We start from the raw sequence: 17,335 nt of genomic DNA on the forward strand, positions 1-17,335 counted from the left end.
AATACACTACTAAAATAGTCTGAAAGACTGAAAATACTAAGGCCGGGGCATTTATTCCCGGCCTTTTTATATTGGGCATAATTGATAGAATAGAGGGGGTATATAATATCTTATTGCATCTAAATCGGAAGAAAAATATGGACGTTAGAGATTATTCAAAGAGACTTTCACAACACCGCGAAAATTTTCAGAACACTATTGATGAGCAGCGAAAGAACCATAATCGTGAGGTAGGTGAATTAAAAGATACTCAAGAATATCGTTTAAATAAGCAGCGTCAAGCCTATGATAACTCTCTTGGTAAAATTGAAGAGAGACAAGATCAATTTCGAGAAACAGCTAGTGCTGATACAAAGAGAAGAATAGAAGAGCAGCAAAAAGAATATCTAAGTAAAATAGATGGGAATAAGCGTGAGTTTGAACGTGATCGTAAGGATATTAAGGATCAGTTTGATACACGTTTTAAAAATATTCGTGAAGCTTATGAGACAAAAGGGATGGCCGATCGCTCTAATATGGATCACCGTCTTTCTTCGCAACAAAGAAGATTTGACTCGACAATGGGAAAGATGAACGACCACTTCAATGAAACTATTGATAAGGTTTACCGCGATTCGCGAGATAAGGCCCATTCGCATGAGTTGGAAACGAAGAAGAATCGCCGTGAACTTATTTCAAGTTATGAAAATGAAATGAGAGATCAACTAAAAGAAAGTGGTGAAAAACGTGCTCGTTTATATGAGAAATTTAATGATGATGTTGATGGATTAAGACGAACGCATAAAGGAAGAGAGGAGTCTCTTAAGGATTATCAAGAGCAACGAATTTCAGATATGACTGCTCAAAAAGATAAGCAACTTTCTGATAATCAAAAAAGCTTTAAGAATTCAATTGAAGAAATAAATGATAGAAACTCTAGAAAGCGACAAGTTGAACAAAGAGATTTCTCTCAAAATGCAAAGGACCTTGAGAACCGTCATGCAAAAGAGTTATATCGTGCAAGACGTGAGATGAATCAGAAGTTATCTGGTGGAAGCCGTGAAGACGTTTTCAATGACAAACTGGAGCAAACTCAAAGAGGATATGAGACTCGAATTAAAAATATACGTGATCAAATTGATACGGACCGTTTTAATGCTGATATCCAAGAAAGACGTCGTGCTCAGTCAACTAAAGAAGCTCTTAGTTCACAAAAACAAAAGTCATCTGAGTATATTGCCGAGCTTGAAAAAGATATGTCAAAGTTTAAGAGTGATACTCTAAGTGATATCAATATTGAGCTAAATAAAGATGTTGAAGAATTACAAGGAAGCTTTAAACGCCAAATAAGAGACAAAGAGCTTGAAGCGTATAATGATAAAGAACAATCTAAAAAAATTCTAGAAAGACAAAGAGCTCAATTTGGGGAAACCGTTCAGAAAATGAGTGATCGCAACACTGAAGCTGTTTCTCAAATGCAAGCTGATTTTGCAGATGAGTCAAAGAAATTTATTCAAGATACACATATGAAGCATTCGCAAGAAATGCAAGAAGCTAAAGAGCATTTTATAGAGAGTAAAGATAAACTTGCTAAGTCATTGTCCCAAAAAATTGAACAATTAGAAGAGACAAACGAAAAGTTAATTTCTTCTTATGAATCAAAGTTAAATCGACTTAAAAAAGCAAATGCTAAAGAGATAGAAAGAATACGTATGACTCATGGACTAGAGTCTAATCAACTTAAGGAAGTGACGAGAAATGCAATTGCATTGAAAGATCGTGAAAATCACAGTAATCTATCTAACTTACGAGGTGAATTTGATAAGAGACTTTCTCAAGTTAAACAAAGAGCAGACATTCAAGTAAAAAGAATGGTAGAGTACTATGAAGATATGATTACTCGAGAAAGAGACGAGTCTCAAAGAAAGTATGTTTCAAAAGTTACTGAACTTGAGAATCAATACAATACTCTTTATGAAAACTCAAAACTTGAAAGATCGAATCTAATTAATCAGTATGAGAATCGCATGGAAGAAATTCGAGCGGCAAATGCTGAGGCTTTAGAAGAGAGGTCTAGCGAGATTAGAAGTGGTATGTTCTCTGATCAACAAGATTCTCGAAAAGCATAAAGTACAGACATAGCATAAAAGAATTCAGGGAGAGATAATGGGAATGGGCAAAGTCCGTCGCGCTAAAATTGTTGCGACTTTAGGGCCATCTTCTAATACAGTTGAAATGATTGAAAAACTCATCATGGCCGGTGTTAACGTAACACGTGTTAATATGAGTCACGGAACTCATGAGTCACATGCCCAACTCATCTCTAATATTCGCCAAGCATCTAAAAATATCGGCAGAGAAGTTGCCATTCTGATTGACTTACAAGGGCCAAAGATTCGTACTGATAAATTACCTAATGGCCTACAATTAGAAAATGGTCAGACATGGGTTATCGGTCCAAGTTCGAAGCAAGCAGATTATCCAGAATATAAAGATTGTTATATCCCAACGATTTACGAAAAACTTGTTGATGACTGTCATGACGGTGCAAGAATTCTATTTGACGATGGAAAGTTAATTGCAAAGGCAATAACAAGGGATCGTGATGTCTATAAAATTGAAGTTCTTGTTGGGGGAGAGTTAAAGTCGAATAAAGGAATTAACCTTCCGGACTGTGAAGTTTCAGCACCTGCATTTACAGATAAAGATGAAGCAGACTTAATGTTTGCGCTTAAACATAATATTGATTATATCGCTCTTTCTTTTGTACGTAAGAAAGAGGATATTATATCGGTTAAGGCCCTACTTCATAAATTGAAAGTTAGGGTTCCAATTATTTCTAAAATTGAAAAGCCACAGGCCCTTGATAATATCGAAGAAATTTTAGATGTTACAGACGTTATTATGGTTGCACGTGGTGATATGGGAGTTGAAGTAGGAAATCACCTCGTTCCTTCAATTCAAAAAGAGCTCATTCAAAAGTGTAATGATCGTATGATTCCTGTTATTACTGCAACGCAAATGCTTGAGAGTATGACTGATGCGCCAACTCCTACAAGAGCAGAAGCAAGTGATGTTGCCAATGCTATTTGGGATGGAACTGATGCTGTTATGTTATCTGGTGAATCTGCTTCCGGGGCCTATCCAGTTGAGGCCGTTCAAATGATGAATGACATTATTTATGAAGCAGAGAAGACACCAAAAGAAAGGCCACTGCTTAGAAATATAGACCTTTCATCTGTTAACTCGTCTGTCATGGTTGCTGCTTCAATGATTGCTGAAAAAGTTGAAGCGAAACGAATTCTTGCTGTAACGGAAGGGGGAAACTCTTGTCGTAAGGTTTCGATGTTTAGGCCACAAACTCCAGTTGCTGGAGTAACTCATAATCTTAGAACAGCAAGGCGTATTTGTCTTTACTGGGGAGTCTACCCATATCTTGTTGATGAGGAAGTGCAGGATACTGGATCTTACGTAAAGTATATTGTTTCTCATGCTAAAGAAAAGATGGGCCTATACAACGGTGATAAAATTGTTGTGACGTTAGGGGATGGAAAGATCTTTTCTAAAGGTTATTCTAACTCTGTGAAGGTTGAGATTATTAAGGAAGCTCGTCACCACGAAGAAGCCGGTGAAGAGACTTTTGAAGTAGGGGAAGATAAAAAAAAAAGAATTCTTCTAGACCATAATATATGTTCGACTTGTCAAAATTGTGTTTCTATTTGTCCTCATGAAATTTGGGTTGCAGATAAGAAGACAAAACTTACAAAACTAAATCAGGATCAAATTAAGCACTGTACGCTAGACTATGAATGTATAAGAGTATGTCCAACAGGTGCGATTGAGATTATTGATAAATCATGATCAAAAAAGACGACATTCAAAATATTTTAAGTACCCAAGGGCTTGAAGTATGGGGTGTCGTCGCTGAATCTAAACCGAAGTCCTTAGAACGCTTCAAAACTTGGATTAAAGATGGCCTTCATGGTGCTCTAAGCTACCTTGCCGATGATCGGGCTATCAAAAGAGAAGATCTAAAAAACTACTACCCCGATATTAAATCCACACTTGTTATCGCTTTTGATTACTCTCATATCGCTCGTAGTGCTAAGAAGTTCTATGATAGTGGAGAGAGTAATGGTCTAAAAATCGCTAACTACGTCGTCGGTTTTCAAGGACGCGACTATCACTATGAAGTGAGAGATAAATTACAGGTAATAGGAGAGGAGTTACAAAAACTCGACCCTGAGTTAGAGTTTAAATTCTCTCTTGATACACAACCAATTCTAGAGCGTGACTTTGCTTATCAGTCAGGACTAGGCTGGTATGGCAAGAACTCAATGCTTATTAATCGCCACATTGGTAGCTACTTTATCATTGGCTCTCTCTTACTTAATAAAGAAGTTGAGGCCCCAAATGATAAATTTGAAACAGATCACTGTGGTAAGTGCACACGTTGTGCGGATGCATGCCCAACAGATGCCATTGATTTAGAAAAGCGTACAATTATTGCTGATAAGTGCATCTCAACTTTCACTATCGAACACTTTAAAGAGATTGAAGCACCTGTTGGTTTTGATAAGGCACATGGTGAGATCTTTGGCTGTGATATTTGCCAGGATGTTTGTCCTTGGAATATGCGCTTAGAGAGAAAGCTTGAAACAGATTCTGAAGCGTTTAAAGAAAGTGGTAAGCAATTTATCGACTTCTTTTTAACAAGGCCTGTAAGTGTAATCATTGAAGAATTAGAGGCCATGAGTAACCGTGAGTATCGTCGCCAATTTAAAGGCACCCCACTAGAGCGTACTGGACGTGTGGGGATGCTTAAAAATCTTAAGTATTATCTAGATTAGACCTATCTTCTTCGCATACTTTTTAATAAAACTTCCGGCCATATCTGGTAGGTGGTGGCCAAGCTTCTTTGGTTTCTCTATCGTTACGATATTGACAAGATCTTCTAAAAGTTTTGCGAAGTTTTCCATGCCTTCTTTTCCAACAACTACATCATCTTCACCTGAGATAAGGTGAATGTTGTGACCGCTTAAACTCATATTGTGCTTTTGCTCTTTGATCCATGGAAACATTGTATCAGGAGCTAGGTGAGTTGAGACAAGTTCTGCGCGTGCTCTTACTGTTGCTTGATAAAATGGAGTATCAAAGACATGTGTGACACCTTCTGGTGGAACACCGAAGCCAACACCGCAGTGGAATGTTTCATAACCATCAAAGATTCCGTTTTGAACCGCAAGAAGTGAAGTGAGGGCCCCTAGAGAGTGGCCACCAACTAAAACTTTGTTACTTTGGTTAGGGTAAGCTTCTTTTAATTTAGTTAGAGCCTGAATAAACAAATTAGGTGCATCATTTTTAAAGTCTTCGAAAGATGCCACATCATGAAATGACCCGGTAAAATGACCTGGTTGGTCAAAAATTAAAGTAGGGACTCCATCATCACAAAGTTTCTGTGCCCAAGAGAAGATACTTATCTTGTGAGACGTGTAACCATGAGTAAAAATGGCGTATCCCGTATCTTTAAGCTTTGTGCTTGGTGGTCTAAAGAGGAGGGCGTTAACTGTTGTTTGCCCTTGAGTTAAAATAATTTTATCGATACTTAAAAACTTTTCATTCATAGCGGATATCATAATTAAAGATATCTCAAATTAAAATTAAAAAACTTTTTAATTTTCTATTGACGAAGGAGAGATAAACCATTAATTTAATGGAACCAAATCATTTATGCCCTGATAGCTCAGTTGGTAGAGCAAAGGACTGAAAATCCTTGTGTCCGTGGTTCGAATCCGCGTCGGGGCACCATAAAAAAGCTACTTCTTTGAAGTAGCTTTTTTTTTGCCTTTTTTCCACCCAAACATCGCACACTACAAATCCAAAAAGGATTTTCAGGACTTTGCTCGTTTGAGCAACCTGACCGAAAAAACGTGCCCAAAGCGCACGTTTTTACTTCTTAAGTAATAAGTAAAAAGACAGTCAATGTTAGTGCGAGTTCGGGCAGGCCGTAGCCCACGATGGGCGGAGGTGTCCAACGAGCAGGATGCGGTGAACTTTATACAAGGGAATTTTCTGGATGATTGGTTAATCCGCGTCGGGGGCACCATCTTTTAGAATCGCTTAAAAAGCCGGTCTTGGTACTGGCTTTTTTTATTTCTTTCAGATACTTATATTAGTTCGAATATTTACTTAATTTTAATACCCTTGGCGGTCGAGTCAAATTAGAGGTTACTATGAGTTCATTTTCTATATTTGAAGAAAATGGATTAGGTCTACTTAGAGATAATAGAGTACGTTTAGTAGAACACAATCCAAACTGGTCAAAAGTCTTTGATGTTGAGTCTAAAAGAATTTTAAATGCTTTAAATCTTGATTCTCTTAAACTGTACCATTGTGGAAGTACGGCCATAACTGGAATTGTAGCGAAGCCAATTTTAGATATTGTTGGAGAGGTTAAAAATCTGGATGAATTAGATAAAAAGAAGAATGCACTTGTCGCTATTGGATATGAGTATAAAGGCGAGTATGGGATTGAGGGGCGAAGATACTCAGTTCTTTACAATGAGGATAAAACAATTGGATATTCTCACTTACATATTTTTAAGTCTGGCAGTAGTGAGCTTTTTAATCATGTCTTATTTAAAGATTATTTACAGCAGAACTTTGATGCTGCGCTTAGATATGAAACCGTTAAGAAGTCTCTTGATGTACCTCGAAATGAATACTCTGATGCAAAAACAAAAAATATTTTAGAATTAGTTGAAGAGGCAAAATCCTATTTTTCGAAATTCGTCTATTAAGGGGCACCATAAAAATCATCTACTTTTTATGGCCCTCCCCCCTTAATGGTTTAGGCACCATTATACACTTGTTACAAATTAATACTTATTAGTCTTAAATTGACTCATTTTAAGTTGTTCTAAATTCAAGAAGTTAATAATATTTTTTATGTTCTAAGTGAAAAGGAGATAAGTATGAGTCAACCACAAGAGACTAAAGTTCATAAATTAATCTATGGTGTTTTAGGTGTAATTATTCTTGGCCTTGTTATAGTATATTTTCAAGATACAAATAAAAATAAAGTGTCTACTATATCAACTTTGAATAGTCGTATTGATAAAATTAAAGAAACAGACATTAATCGAAATTATGAAATCAGTGATGAAGAGGCACAGAGAATTGCGACCGAGGCCTATATATATCTCTATCCATTGATCACAATGGATTTAACTAGAAGGCAGCAGACATTATCTCCAAAAGGGTCTCGACCTGGAGCAGGCCCTATTAATAACTTTCATCATATGAGAGAATACCCTGATTCTAGTTTTAGAGATGTAGTAAGACCTAATTTTGATACACTTTATTCTATCGCCTGGCTTGATTTAACAGCTGGGCCAGTTAAGATTTCGATACCCAGTTCAGAAGGTCGGTTTTTCTTGATGCCATTTTACGATATGTTTACAGATTCATACGCGGTGTTAGGAAGCCGTACAACGGGACATGAAAAACAAGATGTATTTGTTGTGGGCCCTAATTTTAACGGTGAGGTACCTGAGGGGTATACGCTAGTTAAGTCTCCAACTTTTATGACTTGGGTTATAGGTAGAACACAAACTAATGGAGCAAAGGATTATAAAGCTGTCCGTAGTTTTCAAAATGGTATGAAGATAACGAGTGTGTTGAGTGAGGATCATTTAACAATTGAGCAACTATCTCAAAAACTAAAATTTCCAGATGTTGATATTGAACGATCACCACTTAAAATTGTAAATGAAATGGATTCAATTACATACTTTAAGTATGGCATGGACCTTTTGAAACTACATGCTCCTCATTTAACTGATACTGATATCATTTTGAGAATGAAAAGAATCGGATTAAATATTAATGAAAAATTAAATATTGATAATCTCCCGTCAAACATACAGTCTGCTTTATCTAGCTCACGCGAAGTTGCACAAGCTTTTATGAAGGAGGCAAAGCCTAAACTTGCAAATATTGTAAATGGCTGGCAGATGAATACAACAAGCATGGGGACTTACGGTAACTTTTATTTAAAACGTGCTCTAGTTTGTTTTATTGGCCTAGGGGCATTACCTGCTCAAGATGCAATCTATCCACTCAATTTTATGGACTCTAACGGTGATATTTTGCAAGCTAGCAACGATTATATAATAAAATTTGAAAAAGGAGAGTTACCACCGGCCAAGGCGTTTTGGTCAATTACAATGTACGATGAAGAGGGCTTTGCTGTTGATAATGAACTTGACCGATACGTGATTGGCTCTCGTGATGATTTGAAATTTAATGAAGATGGTTCTTTAAATATTTACATTCAAGCGGAGAGACCAAGTGAAGATAAGGTTGGAAATTGGCTTCCATCTGCAAAGAAAGGTGTTATGGGTGTTACACTACGCTTGTATAACCCTGAGGTTTCTGCTTTAGATGGAAAATGGTCACCGCCTAAAGTCATTAAGTCAGTTTCTAGAAATCTTGCATCTGAATGATGCAAGATTTTCTTTGTAAATATTTTGTATTACTGACTTAAATTACTTTTAGTAACAACGTACCATTGTGACAATCATTGTTTCTATTCATAATTCCTACTGTTGATAGGTTTAGTATGCACCATCTGAGTAAGTTAATTCGTAACTATGACTATAGATTTCTAGAATGTTACCAAAAGGGTCTTCCATATAAATCATACGGTATGGCTTTTCTCCTGGATAATAGTAACGTGGTTTTTCCATTCTTTTCTTTCCGCCAGCTACGACGATTTTTTCTGCAAGCTCTTCAAGATTCGGATCTTGTACACAAAAGTGAAAGACGCCTGTTTTCCAGTATTCAAAATTATCTTCTGGGTTTTCTTGATTTTTAAATTCAAAGATTTCAACACCAATTCGGTCACCTGTTGATAGGTGTGCAATTTTAAAGCTTTCCCATCCTGAACCAAATACATCGGTACACATCTCTCCAATTGGAGACTTTTCTTCTTTTATTACTGTTGGCTTCATAATTAAATACCAACCTAGGACTTCTGTGTAGAATTCGACTGCCTTCTCTAAGTCTGGGACCGATATTCCAATATGAGAAAATGTTCTAGGGTAAGTTTTATTTGTCATAATGACCTCCATTTTTCTTCCATTATATTTTCAAGTAGTGATAATATAAAATTATTATTTGTTATTGTTTTGATAATTATATGTTATAGTGTTGCATGGTTAATAGTCAGTGGTTACAGACATTTACGACCCTAGTTGAACAAGGTCATTTTACTAAGACTGCACATAAGTTGAACATGACTCAGCCAGGGGTCAGTCAGCATCTACAAAAGCTTGAAGAGTCCATTGGATATAAGCTATTAAATAAAGTAGGTAAGGGCCTTGAGCTTACTCGTGAAGGCCAGATTTTATACGACTATGCTTTGGAGAAGATCGAACTTGAAGCGGGAATGTTTGATAGGCTAGACTCTGAAGACGAATATTCTGGAAGTATTAAAATTGCATGTTCAGGATCATTGGCCATGTTGATCTATCCATTATTCTTAGAACGACAAATCAAATATCCAAATTTAAAAATTAGTGTTGAGGCCGTCCCAAATTATTTGGTAAAAAGTAAAGTGATGAATAATGAAGTTGATATTGGAATATCGACATCTGCATTCAATTCACATTTACTTGAAGAAAGAAAAATCGGTGCAGAAGAGTTGTGCATAGTTTATCCAAAAGGATTACGTCTTACACATAGTTCTTTATATGATTCTTTAGCGAAACTGGGCTTCATTGATCATCCTGATGGTAAGTTTTATTTGGAGAGATTTTTAAATGAAAACTTGGATGTTACAGGTAATATTAAAGAGATTCAATCAGTTACTTATATTAATCAAATAAATCAAATACTCATTCCTGTATCGATGGGTCTTGGTTTTACTGTTATGCCTAGAAAGTATGTTGAGTCCATATCTTTACGTTCAAAGGTTTCAATCTTTACAAGCAAGAAGCCTATCTACGACCCTTATTTTCTTATTCATAAGAAGAATAAAGTCTTTGGTAAGAGATACAATTGGTTTATGGATCAGATTATTAATATTGTTTCAAAGTAGAAATATAAAATCTGTTTCATTTGTTTATTTGCGATATAACAATACAGAAAAAAACTTAATGTATGCAGTCTTTGAAGTGCCAAATCGGCACTTCAAAGAATACATCTTTAATCAGTATTTATGCTAATGTAATTTGGATTTTCTTCATTCGGCCTTCACCGATTGAGACTGTTTTAACTTCTTTGTGCTTATCAAGATGTTGATGAACAAGCCTACGATCAGAAGCATTTAGTGCTTTTAGTGTCACCGGCTCGCGAGAGTCTAGAACTTTTGCAGTCTCACGTTCTACCATTTTAATAAGAGAGTCTTCTTGGTTCTTAAGGCCCTTACACTTGAAATTTAGTCTAACTTCTCTAGGAACTTTAACACTGTTGTATAGGTGCAGCCTTGTTAGGTGCTCAAGCGCTTGAAGAAGTTCATTATTGTCTTTAGTTAACATTTTCTCATCTGCTCCCGAAAAGAAGACTTTAATATTCTTTCCATTGAACGAGAACTTGGCAAATAGCTTCAAGCCTGTCTTTTTAATAAGAGCGATAATAAATGGCATCACGATCTTTTTATAAGTTGGTCGAAGACTATAAGTGAACTTAGTAAGCCTCTTGCCAAATAGGAAGTACTTCTTACGTCCCAGAGTCGATTCATCAAGGTTTAGTTGAGAATCATGCTTTATTTTAAAGAATGCAAGAGCGGCTTTTTTAGCACTTTCTTGAGAATCTGTTTGAATCGTAAAGGTTGGTGTACTTGGTTTCTTTTCAATTTTTGCAACTGGTTTGCTTATCGATTTTTCAGTTACAGTATTTGTATCTACTCTTTTTTGAGCTTTCTTCTTAGGTTTCCTCTGAGGTTTCTTACGCTTATCTTTTTCCTCTTGAGTTAGAGGCTTACCTGTCGCTCGATCGACTACTTTAAAAGTTTTGCGATCAATGAATGGCTTCTTTGATAGTTGCTTTGAAATATCTTCTGGAGCAATTTCTAATTTTGGAATTTTATCACCAATAAATTCTTGGATTGGGTCTAAGTATTCACAGTCATCAAATGAACAAAAACTTATTGCTTCACCTTCTGAGCCTGCTCGCCCTGTTCGACCTATTCGGTGAACATAGTTAGCAGCATCTTGTGGAAGATCATAGTTGATAACAAGATTAACATCTTTAATATCGAGACCTCGTGCCGCAACATCCGTACAGACAAGGATTGTCGTCTCTTTAGATCTAAAATCTTTAATTAATTTGGTTCTCTTACTCTGAGAGAGGCCACCTGAGATTGCTTTCGCTTTGAAGTTCATTGCGATCAGCCATTCAGCAACTAAGTGCGTTTGAAATTTTGTATTACAGAAGACTAGAGCGTATGCATCTTCATGATTTCGGATGGTACTTACGAGAAGGCCCATTTTTTCGTTTGCATTAATCATCGCTAGTTTATGATCGATATGATCAACAACCATATTATCTTCGTTCAACTTAAGTTCGATTGGGGTTGAATTGAACTTATAGGCCGTATTTAAAACTGCCATATTAGTCGTAGCTGAAACCATGATTAATTGTCTGTCATCTGGCATTTGGCCAAGAGTGTATTCGACATCTTTTTGGAAGCCCATATCAAATAATCGGTCTGCTTCATCAAACACGATTCCATAAGTACGATCAATAAGGACGGCCTTTTGCTTAAGTAGATCTACTAAGCGCCCAGGAGTTGCAACAATGATATGTGCGCCTTTACTTATTTGTTCTTTTTGCCTTTCGAGGCTTTCACCACCGATAACGCAAACTGTTTTTATTCCTGAGTCTTTACCAAGATCATTGAAGACCTTTTCTGTTTGTTGGGCCAACTCTCTTGTGGGAGATAGGACAACGTAGTGAACCTCATCAACTTTAACAAGATCATCATGGATGATATGCTCGATGATTGGGATGGCAAATGACGCAGTCTTTCCAGATCCTGTTTCTGCTAGGGCAAGGATATCTTTACCTTCTAGAATTGGATCTATTGTTAGTTCTTGGATGGCGCTTGCTGTTGTGAAACCACATTTTTCAATGGAATCAAGAAGTGCGGGGCTTAAATTAAAGTCTTTAAATGGTATATTATTTGTCATAGTAACCAATATACGCTAATCGTCACACTAATCTAAGTGTTTTCTTTATTTTCATTATATTACTTAACTGAGTGTTTTTTATTGTCTTCTTTTAACTATATAACGCAAGTAGTAGATTTTATTGAAGAGTAATGAGGAGCCAGAAATAGTTTAAGAAATTGGTTTCTCTATTTGATGATCAGTTGGTTGTGGAGTTACCACCATAATCTTTACACCTTCAGGGACTTCAAAACGGTGCCAGATATTTTCGGGAACAACTGCAAACTCTAAACTGTTAAGTTCAATTCTTTTTTCGTGCCCATCTATAAGTAGAATTAAGTTTGCCATTCCATCAACGACCATAACGATTTCATCGCCGTGAGGGTGTCTTTCCCATTCCGAGTTACCGGCATATTGGCCGGCATAGATACCACCATTTCTGTATTCAGATAGTGTACAAAAAGTTTCGTTCATTTCTTCAGGTGGAGTATCTGGTTTTCTGTTTGGAAAAAAAATAGTGGAATTTATTTTATCTAAAATTGAAATTTTTTCTGCTTTTGGCACACTGACCTCTATAAAATTCTTTTGGGGTTCTTATTTTAGTTTGATAGTATATTTAATAGGGGCGGTTGTCTTTATCAATTTTTTTATGTCTTGTTAGGAGTATTCAATATGGAATCAAAAGATACTTACAATTCACTTATAAACTTCTTAATAGGTAAATGGGATAATGTGAGTTTTGAAGTGTCAGATGGAAAGCCTATTAAGAGGGAGTCTTATCCGGAGACTATGATTGGTAAAAGTAAGCATGTTATTACTATCACTGCACATGGATATAAAGAAGGTAAAGATCTAACTAGGGATATGAATCTAGAGATTAGCGATGGCCAAATCACAATGAGCCAAGGTGATTTTTCTGCAAAAGGTAGCGTTGAAGGCAATGTTTATTATTTAAAAGGTAATCACAAAGATGTTGAATTTAGGTTTAGGCTTTATACGATGGGTGATAAATATGTATTTCATAGAGAGACTTGGAAAGATGGAAAGGCCCAGCAAGTAGATATGTCCTATCTTATTAGGAAGACTAAAGAAAGAGAATATTATGGAATTAAGAAAACCTAAGTTGTCAGAAGTTGAGCAGCTATTTCAAATCGAGTTGGAAAACTACGGGGCAGACGAATCAACAGAGATGGAAACTTTTCAAGCATTAGTAGAATTCCCTGAGGATTATCCAGGCTATCAACTTATAACTTTAGTTGATGAAGATGTCTTAGGCTTTTATTGTACTATTGAAGAAGATGATTATGTTGAGCTCGTTGATATTGCAGTTAAGAAAGATTATCAAGGTAGAGGACTAGGTTTAAAACTACTTGAACACTGTGTTAGTGCGCAAGGTATGATGACAATTGGACTGACTGTTAGAGAGGATAATCGTAGTGCTATCGCCCTCTATAAAAAGTTGGGTTTTCATCAAGTCGAAGTTGTTGAAGACTATTACGATGATTGTAATGGATTGCGATTTGAAAGATCGATTTTATAAGTAGGAATATTATGAGTAAGAAAGTAAAAATTTTTGTAGCTGAGCAGTACGATCCATATTTTAACCTCGCCACAGAGAATTGGATTTTTAATGATATGGACACAGATTCACATGTTCTCTTTCTTTGGCAAAATGATGAAACTGTTGTCATTGGAAAGCACCAAAACCCATGGACAGAATGTATCACAAGCAAGATGGAAGAAGACGGAGTGAAACTTGCCAGGCGTCAAAGTGGCGGTGGAGCCGTTTTCCATGACTTGGGAAATACCAATTTTACTTTTATGTCTTCAAAAGATTCATATGACAAAGACGCAAATAATAAGATCATCACAAATGCTTTAAAAGCGTTTGGTGTTGATGCCTTTGCTAATGGAAGAAATGATATTGAAGTAAAAATAGAGAATGAAGAAGGATCAAGAAAGATTTCTGGTTCGGCCTTTAAAGTGAAAAGAGACCGAAGTTTTCATCACGGAACGCTACTTATAAATGCAGATCTTAGTAAGCTTGCAAACTACTTAAACCCTAATAAGAAGAAATTAGAATCAAAGGGGATTAAGTCAGCACGCGCTCGTGTAATCAATCTTGCTGAAATTAATTCTAAAATCACTCATGAGACTCTCTCAGGTGCGATTATTGAAGAATTCTGTCGTTTCTATGATGCACAAGCGCAAGTCGAGGTTTTAAATTACGACTTCCTAAAGTCTGTTCCTAAAGTTAATGAATACTATGATGAATTAAAAGACTGGAATTGGCTCTACGGAAAGACGCCGAAATTTAATCATCAATTTGAAGAGCGCTTTACTTGGGGAGGAGTTGAAGTTCATATCAATTCTAATAAAGGGATAATGGAAGAGGTGACAATCTTTAGTGACTGCCTTCATCCGCCTTTAATCGAATCTTTTGCGGAAACTTTAAAAGGTGTTCAATATGACGCTAAGGCCGTGGAAGAAACTCTTACTAAGTTGAAGGATGAATTTCAAGATCATCACGGTGAAGTGGATGACTTCACACAGTGGCTAATTTCAAATATTCGATAAATTATTAAGAGTTTAGAATATTTGATAGGACTTCTTGGCAGCTTTGCGCAGGCCTTAAGTACTCGCTAGCATTTTCAAGAACTTGCTTTGAAAGGTAGCCGATGAGTCCGTAGCTTTGTAATAGCTTTTCAATATCTTTTGATGTCTGTGGTGAATCTATCGTATTAGAGATGATTCTTTTTATATGATTTGCAATAATATCAGAGATATCATCTTCAAGCTCTTCATCAAGGCCTATTTCATTCATCTTATTATAAATAAACATAAAGGACTCAAGGTCATAAATATTGGCCATAACTTTTTCAGCAAATTGAGAAAAGTAAAATGGTGAGAACTTTCCTAGGTGGTTCATTAAGAGCTCTAGTTCTTGCTTCTTTATTTCTCCTGCAGGAAATTTTGTTAAGTGATTTGTAATGAAATCTTTTTGCAACTGTGTGTAAAATGACATCATATGATTCGTTCTAAGTTCACTGTAGACTTCGATGATCTTCTTATAGTCTGCTATTTCACTTAGCTTTTGCTTTATCTTTTCAAGTTCAATATTATCAAGCTCAACTTGTTTTGCTCTCTGTTCGCTTACTGCTTCATTTAAGCGATTCATGAGATCTCTTTCATATTCAGTAGTAGAGCGTTCACTATTGGTAAAGAAATGATCAGAAAATAATGTCGGTGAAGAGGGCAGTCTTGCAAGAGTGTGTCCCGATGACCAATCAAGTAGGTACCACTTCTTTAATGCTTTTGAGTATACGATTTGTTCACTATGAAAGTCTCCGATTGACTGATAAATAGCACTCTTCTTTGCAAAGTCAATTAAGGCATCCTCAACTTCAGTTTTTTCAATATTAGTCATTGAACTACTTTTTGAAAGATACTCTTTTAGATCATAGTCATTCTCAATGAGATCGACGAGAAGGTAGGCACTCTTTTCATAATCGTGAATCTTTGGAATTGAAAGCTTTGATTCATCTAATTCTTCAAAGCCTTGGTAGGAGTAATCAATGAATTTTTTGCCATCAAAGATCGTGTAGCGTTTTTCTTGATTGCCATGAGGTAGTCTTAGAGCAAGCTCTCTTTGTAATTCTTCGTCATAGACTTTTAAAATGATTGTTGTATTTCCACTTCCAAGTATTTCTTTGAAGATAACATTCTTATCTTTTAAATGGATTACTTCATTAGCTTTAAGATCTCCCGATAAAATACTCTGTGCAAAGTTGTCATTAAAGCTTTCATCTGCATTAAACAGATGAAGATCTGCTGACCAGACCGAGAGGTTTAGGATGAATAGAAGAAAGATAGATTTACACATCGATATTATATCAGCATGATCTATGCCAGTTTTTTTGAGTAATTTCGGTAGTTTATATGCTGTTAAGTGCCTAAGTTATTGACATGTGTATTGAGAATGTCGCACGTAAGATTAGGAGTGGCGAAACATAGATTTGAAATTTGGCCCCTGTGTCTGACAAGGACCTTTGCATTTTTTAGTAATCTAGAATGAGTGATTCAACAGGGTCAATACATGACTCAAGAATTGTTGTATATAGATATTCTTGTTTATCATTATCGTACTCTGCAAGTGCTTCATTATTAAGGCCAAAAAGTGTACATGTAATATTCACAGAAGCTCTTTGCTTACTTTCTAATTGATAATTTTCGAACTTAAGTGACGAGTTTAGACTACGAAATTGTTTAGGCTTACCACTTAGCGCTTTAAGAAGGTCTGCATCAAACGAATCAGCTGCATTATTCCAAGTATATGCTTTATACGAGATTGTGCATTTATCGCCGCTACAATTCATACCCTGTGTATACCAATTGATTTCACCACCACAGTATGTGTCCATACAGATATCGTCCATATACTTATTGATCTCTTTTGCCTCTGATTTAGATAAGAAATCAGTTTGAGCTGAAACAGCTGTTGATAGTAATATAAATAGTAGAAAAGATTTAAGACCTTTCATTTGTTACTCCCTGTGAAACTTATTTTTCATTTATATAGCGAGAATGACGTGCTGTGCAAAGAGGGGTAGATAATATTTACTTATAAGGGCCTAGAGAGTTTTGATTGTAAAGTATTGAAACTTAAAACACAAAGGATGTACGTTTTAAAATTTTATGATATATTCTGCGTCCTTATGGATCATTACGAGTATAAAGAATATTCACAAATCTCAGATGAGGTCTTTGAGATCGTTTCACAGACGAATTCGCAGATCTTTAGTACGCCGTATTGTATTGATAGAATGTACTCAAAAACAAAAGACTGCTCTAAATTCCTTGCCCAATTTTATTTTGATGGAAGCCTGCCTATTGCTTTTAAAGTTGGCTATGATTGTGGAGACTACTTCTACAGCTGGGTCGGAGGTGTTGTCCCATTTTATCGTGGCCAGAAATTGGCGACAAAACTGATGGAAAGACAACATGCGTGGGCCAAGGAGCAAGGTTTTTTTAAGGTTCGAACCCATACAGATGCTCGTTATCCAGAAATGATTGAACTCAATGAAAAGTTTGGTTTTAGATTAATAGATACGAGAATCAAGGAAAATCAAATAAAACAGCTAATTCTAGAAAGAAGCTTATAGTTACACAACTTTAACAAACTC

At 36.1% G+C, this 17,335-nt stretch carries 16 protein-coding genes and 1 tRNA gene; 11 read left to right on the forward strand and 6 right to left on the reverse strand.

From position 1 onward, the window contains the following. Nucleotides 1-137 precede the first annotated feature (137 nt). The 3 genes from M902_RS14705 to queG are packed head-to-tail and all read left to right on the forward strand — an operon-like array spanning nt 138 to nt 4,829. A complete protein-coding gene (locus M902_RS14705) occupies nt 138-2,108 on the forward strand; it encodes a hypothetical protein (RefSeq protein WP_040314893.1) in 1,971 nt (656 codons plus the stop codon). A 37-nt stretch (nt 2,109-2,145) separates the two neighbouring features. Further along, nucleotides 2,146-3,840 (forward strand): pyruvate kinase, encoded by a 1,695-nt coding sequence (gene pyk / locus M902_RS14710; RefSeq protein WP_021268388.1) that lies wholly within the window; start codon nt 2,146-2,148, stop codon nt 3,838-3,840. After that, on the forward strand, nt 3,837-4,829 hold the full coding sequence (gene queG, locus M902_RS14715) for a tRNA epoxyqueuosine(34) reductase QueG (RefSeq protein ID WP_021268651.1): 993 nt from the start codon (nt 3,837-3,839) through the stop codon (nt 4,827-4,829). The genes pyk and queG overlap by 4 nt, the downstream gene beginning before the upstream one ends. Here the strand turns inward: queG and M902_RS14720 are convergent. Then, nucleotides 4,821-5,603 carry an alpha/beta hydrolase gene (locus tag M902_RS14720; RefSeq protein ID WP_021267792.1) on the reverse strand — a complete coding sequence of 261 codons (783 nt, stop codon included), beginning with the start codon at nt 5,601-5,603 and terminating at the stop codon, nt 4,821-4,823. The genes queG and M902_RS14720 overlap by 9 nt on opposite strands. 108 nt (nt 5,604-5,711) lie before the next feature. On the opposite strand from M902_RS14720, the gene M902_RS14725 reads away from it, so the two are divergent. The 3 genes from M902_RS14725 to M902_RS14735 all read left to right on the forward strand — a co-directional run bounded on the left by M902_RS14725 (nt 5,712) and on the right by M902_RS14735 (nt 8,486). Then, nucleotides 5,712-5,787: transfer RNA gene (locus M902_RS14725), tRNA-Phe, on the forward strand. A gap of 425 nt (nt 5,788-6,212) precedes the next feature. Beyond that, a complete protein-coding gene (locus tag M902_RS14730; RefSeq protein WP_021268027.1) occupies nt 6,213-6,779 on the forward strand; it encodes a GrpB family protein in 567 nt (188 codons plus the stop codon). 174 nt (nt 6,780-6,953) lie between these two features. Continuing rightward, on the forward strand, nt 6,954-8,486 hold the full coding sequence (locus M902_RS14735; RefSeq protein WP_021268148.1) for a DUF1254 domain-containing protein: 1,533 nt from the start codon (nt 6,954-6,956) through the stop codon (nt 8,484-8,486). Nucleotides 8,487-8,597: 111 nt separating this feature from the next. Here the strand turns inward: M902_RS14735 and M902_RS14740 are convergent, their stop codons facing one another. Further along, nucleotides 8,598-9,101, reverse strand: a complete 504-nt coding sequence (locus M902_RS14740; RefSeq protein ID WP_021268418.1) for a lactoylglutathione lyase family protein — start codon at nt 9,099-9,101, stop codon at nt 8,598-8,600. Nucleotides 9,102-9,196: 95 nt separating this feature from the next. On the opposite strand from M902_RS14740, the gene M902_RS14745 reads away from it, so the two are divergent. Further along, on the forward strand, nt 9,197-10,081 hold the full coding sequence (locus M902_RS14745) for a LysR family transcriptional regulator (protein ID WP_021268281.1): 885 nt from the start codon (nt 9,197-9,199) through the stop codon (nt 10,079-10,081). Between the two features lie 118 nt (nt 10,082-10,199). Here M902_RS14745 and M902_RS16225 read toward each other — a convergent pair whose 3' ends face one another. Beyond that, the gene (locus M902_RS16225) at nt 10,200-12,173 is read right to left on the reverse strand and encodes a DEAD/DEAH box helicase (protein WP_021268698.1); all 1,974 of its coding nucleotides are present in this window, start codon (nt 12,171-12,173) and stop codon (nt 10,200-10,202) included. A gap of 150 nt (nt 12,174-12,323) precedes the next feature. Further along, nucleotides 12,324-12,716, reverse strand: coding sequence for a cupin domain-containing protein (locus M902_RS14755; protein WP_021267940.1), 393 nt, complete (start codon nt 12,714-12,716; stop codon nt 12,324-12,326). Between the two features lie 108 nt (nt 12,717-12,824). Here M902_RS14755 and M902_RS14760 point away from each other — a divergent pair, with 108 nt between their 5' ends. From M902_RS14760 to M902_RS14770, 3 genes are read left to right on the forward strand one after another with little or no spacing between them, the layout of a single operon-like run. Then, nucleotides 12,825-13,274, forward strand: coding sequence for a hypothetical protein (locus tag M902_RS14760; RefSeq protein ID WP_021268322.1), 450 nt, complete (start codon nt 12,825-12,827; stop codon nt 13,272-13,274). After that, entirely contained in the window at nt 13,255-13,692 is a 438-nt protein-coding gene (locus M902_RS14765) for an N-acetyltransferase (protein WP_021268200.1), read from the forward strand. The genes M902_RS14760 and M902_RS14765 overlap by 20 nt, the downstream gene beginning before the upstream one ends. Before the next feature lie 11 nt (nt 13,693-13,703). Next, nucleotides 13,704-14,729, forward strand: a complete 1,026-nt coding sequence (locus M902_RS14770) for a lipoate--protein ligase (protein WP_021268331.1) — start codon at nt 13,704-13,706, stop codon at nt 14,727-14,729. A 4-nt stretch (nt 14,730-14,733) separates the two neighbouring features. On the opposite strand, the gene M902_RS14775 is transcribed toward M902_RS14770, so the two are convergent. Beyond that, entirely contained in the window at nt 14,734-16,035 is a 1,302-nt protein-coding gene (locus M902_RS14775; protein ID WP_021268459.1) for a hypothetical protein, read from the reverse strand. Between the two features lie 175 nt (nt 16,036-16,210). Then, nucleotides 16,211-16,693, reverse strand: coding sequence for a hypothetical protein (locus tag M902_RS14780; RefSeq protein WP_021268006.1), 483 nt, complete (start codon nt 16,691-16,693; stop codon nt 16,211-16,213). Nucleotides 16,694-16,867: 174 nt separating this feature from the next. On the opposite strand from M902_RS14780, the gene M902_RS16230 reads away from it, so the two are divergent. After that, nucleotides 16,868-17,314: an N-acetyltransferase gene (locus M902_RS16230; protein WP_021267898.1), complete on the forward strand. Its 447-nt coding sequence runs from the start codon at nt 16,868-16,870 to the stop codon at nt 17,312-17,314. The last annotated feature ends 21 nt before the right edge of the window (nt 17,315-17,335 follow it).

The sequence above is a fragment of the Bacteriovorax sp. BAL6_X genome, assembly GCF_000443995.1.
Classification (GTDB): Bacteria; Bdellovibrionota; Bacteriovoracia; order Bacteriovoracales; family Bacteriovoracaceae; genus Halobacteriovorax_A.